Raw genomic sequence first — 3391 nt, forward strand, 5'->3', positions numbered from 1 at the left:
TTTTCTGGGGTCGCTTCGCGGCCCAGCGGGAGCAAGCTCCCTCGCCACAGGCCGACGGTTGCCTGCTCTAGCGCTTAACTGACTGGCATTGGGGCTTGCCCCCTCCCTCTGGCGCGCCTTGTTAAGGCGCAGCTCCAGGTAATACTGGCTTGGAACATGGTTGAGGTATTGCTTGAAGATGCGTTCCAGTTGTCGTCGTGACACGCACACGTGCTGAGCAATTTCGTCGGTGGTCAGCGGCTCTTCGATTGGCTTGCATGAGCAAAACCGCCTGGGTCAGCTTCGGATGGCTGGAGCCCAGGCGTGGGGATTCAATCAGTCCAGGTCGCTTGCATCATGGCGCTCGGCCAACTGATCGTCGCCCGAGACACGATTCACCCGCCGCCCGCGCTGCACCGCCGGGCGCGCGTCGATCGCATCCGCCCAGCGCTGCACGTGCTTGTACTCATGCACCGACAAAAACTCCGCCGCCCCATACAAACGCCCTTTGACCAGGCCGCCGTACCACGGCCAGATGGCGATATCGGCAATGGTGTATTCATCCCCGGCAATGTATTCGCTCACCGCCAGGCGCTTGTCCAGCACATCCAGCTGACGCTTGGCCTCCATGGCGAAGCGATTGATCGGGTACTCCATCTTGCTTGGCGCATACGCGTAGAAATGCCCGAAGCCGCCGCCCAGATAAGGCGCGCTGCCCATCTGCCAGAACAGCCACGACAAGCACTCCGCACGGGCCGCAGGTTCGGTGGGGAGGAACGCGCCGAACTTCTCGGCAAGGTAATGCAGGATCGCGCCGGACTCGAACACACGAATCGGCGTGGCACCGCTGTGGTCCATCAACGCCGGAATCTTCGAATTGGGGTTTACCGCCACAAAGCCGCTGCCGAACTGGTCGCCGTCGCCGATCTTGATCAGCCAGGCGTCGTATTCGGCGCCGGTGTGCCCGAGCGCCAACAGCTCTTCGAGCAGGATGGTGACCTTTTGCCCATTGGGCGTGGCCAGGGAGTACACCTGCAGCGGATGCTTGCCCACCGGCAGCGCCTTCTCGTGGGTGGCGCCGGCGATGGGCCGGTTGATGCTGGCGAAGGTGCCGCCGCTTTCGGCGTCCCAGGTCCAGACTTTAGGGGGTACGTAATCGGTCATGCTTGCTGCTCCTGAAGCGATCGACGAAGCGCTCCAGACTAAACCAAAGGCTGGCTTTGCGGGAACCCACTGAATAAGCGTTGCAGCGCCAACTGCGGGTTCCCTCGCCCCAAGTGCCCTCGCCTACACCCAACCGCCGTCGACGATAAAGTTCTGCGCCGAGCACATCGCAGACGCATCCGAAGCCAGAAACAACGCCATATTGGCGATATGCTCCGGCATCACGCTGCCGGGCATGCACTGGCTGCGGGCGATCAAATCCCTGGCCGCGTCATCCACCCACATGGCCAGTTGTTTTTCCGTCATTACCCAACCCGGCACCAGCGTATTGACGCGGATGTGGTGCGGCCCCAGCTCCCGCGCCAAACCGCGGGTCATGCCATGGGCGGCGGCCTTGCTGGCGGCGTATACCGGGTAACCGGCAGAGGCCATCATCCAGCCGACCGAGCCCAGGTTGATGATCGAACCGCCTCCGGCGCCTTTCATCATCGGCACCACGGCCTTGGCGGCAAAGAATGCATGTTTGAGGTTGACCGCGATCAACCGGTCGAACATCTGCGAGTCGACTTCTTCCAGGGTATGGCGCACATCGTTCGCCGCGTTGTTCACCAGCACCGTGATCGGGCCAAGCGACTGCTCGAAACGCGTGATGGCCGCGCGAAAACCGATCTCGTCGGTGATGTCGCAGCACACGAACTCCACCGTGCGGCCCTGTGAACTCAACAGCGCCGCCAGGCGTTCGCCCTGGCTTTGCGCGCGGTCCACAAAGGCCACCTTGGCGCCCTGCGCGGCAAAGGCGCGCACCATGAACTCGCCGATACCCGAGGCGCCCCCTGAGATCAATACGGTCTTGCCTTCAAGGTCGGGATAAACAGCCTGTGCAGTACTCATATAACGGTGCCTCGATCAATTAGTCTTATTTTATTTTACGAAATCGGCGTTTAAGGCTATAAATTCGCTGTCACACCGACAAAATATCGCTATTAGTAGAACTATTCCACTCAAAACAACAAAAGGAAGTTCGACCATGAAGCACCCTCGATACCTGCTTTCGGGCCTTGCCATGTCCATGCTGGTCGCCAGCGGCGGCGCCCAGGCGGCAGGGCTCAGCAGCGAGCACAAAGCTTTCGGTAAAACCAACGACGGCACCGCCGTCGAACAGTACATCCTGCGCAACAGCCATGGCATGCAAGCCACGGTCATCACCTACGGCGGCGTGCTGCAATCGCTGAAGGTGCCGGACAAACACGGCAAGGTCGACGACGTGGTGCTCGGTTTCGACGACGTGCAGGGCTACCAGGCCGGCACGGCGTTTTTCGGCGCGACCATCGGTCGCTTTGGCAATCGCCTGGCCGGCGGTGCTTTTGAGCTCGACGGCAAACGCTTCCAGGTGCCGCTCAACGACGGCCCCAACTCGCTGCATGGCGGCGCCCAGGGCTTCGACAAGCAGGTATGGAAGGCCGAGTCGGTCAAGGACAAGGACTCGGTCGGCGTGAAGCTCAGCTACCTGTCCAAGGACGGCGAGATGGGCTTCCCCGGCAACCTGAAAACCGAAGTCACCTATCGCCTCAACGACAAGAACGAACTGCACATCGACTACACGGCCACCACCGACAAACCGACCGTGCTCAACCTCACCAACCACAGCTACTTCAACTTGGCCGGCGCGGGCAACGGCGACATCCTCAAGCAAGTCGCGACGTTGCACGCCAGCCATTACACCCCGGTCAATGCAACGCTGATCCCCACCGGCGAACTCGCCCCGGTCAAGGGCACGCCGATGGACTTCCTCAAGCCCACGCCGATTGGCCAGCACCTAAAAGACGACCATCCGCAGCTCAAGTTTGCCGAACCGAAACAGGGTGGGTTCGACTTCAACTGGGCCTTGGATACCAAGGGTGACGTCAAGCAGCTTGCGGCCGAGGTGCATGATCCCGAGTCGGGCCGGCGTTTGCAGCTCTACACCAGTGAGCCTGGGGTGCAGTTCTACACCAGCAACTTCCTCGACGGTTCAGTGAAGGGTAAAGCGGGTAAAACCTACCTGCACTGGAGCGGGTTCACCCTCGAAACCCAGCATTTCCCGGATGCGCCCAACCAGCCAACATTTGCCTCGACTCGCTTGAACCCAGGGCAGACTTACACCCAGAACACCGTTTTCAAGTTCACCGCCGAATAAAAATGTGGGAGCGGGCTTGCTCGCGAATGCGATGTATCAGACAGCAAGTCTGTTTCTGACATACCGCGTTCG

3 protein-coding genes and 1 pseudogene are annotated in these 3391 nt (G+C 60.7%); 1 reads left to right on the plus strand and 3 read right to left on the minus strand.

Annotated features, from left to right (window positions below; genetic code table 11):
• Positions 1 to 108 precede the first annotated feature (108 nt).
• From Q1V60_RS17865 to Q1V60_RS17875, 3 genes and pseudogenes are all read right to left on the minus strand, one after another.
• Positions 109 to 304: pseudogene (locus Q1V60_RS17865) on the minus strand (helix-turn-helix domain-containing protein); the annotation flags it as partial.
• Positions 305 to 315: 11 nt separating this feature from the next.
• Entirely contained in the window at positions 316 to 1143 is an 828-nt protein-coding gene (gene yghU, locus Q1V60_RS17870; protein WP_300633015.1) for a glutathione-dependent disulfide-bond oxidoreductase, read from the minus strand.
• 123 nt (positions 1144 to 1266) lie between these two features.
• Positions 1267 to 2034, minus strand: a complete 768-nt coding sequence (locus Q1V60_RS17875) for an SDR family oxidoreductase (RefSeq protein WP_300633017.1) — start codon at positions 2032 to 2034, stop codon at positions 1267 to 1269.
• 136 nt (positions 2035 to 2170) lie between these two features.
• Here Q1V60_RS17875 and Q1V60_RS17880 point away from each other — a divergent pair, with 136 nt between their 5' ends.
• Positions 2171 to 3319, plus strand: coding sequence for an aldose epimerase family protein (locus Q1V60_RS17880; protein WP_300633019.1), 1149 nt, complete (start codon positions 2171 to 2173; stop codon positions 3317 to 3319).
• Positions 3320 to 3391 lie beyond the last annotated feature (72 nt).

This window comes from Pseudomonas sp., assembly GCF_030147005.1.
Taxonomy (GTDB): domain Bacteria; phylum Pseudomonadota; class Gammaproteobacteria; order Pseudomonadales; family Pseudomonadaceae; genus Aquipseudomonas.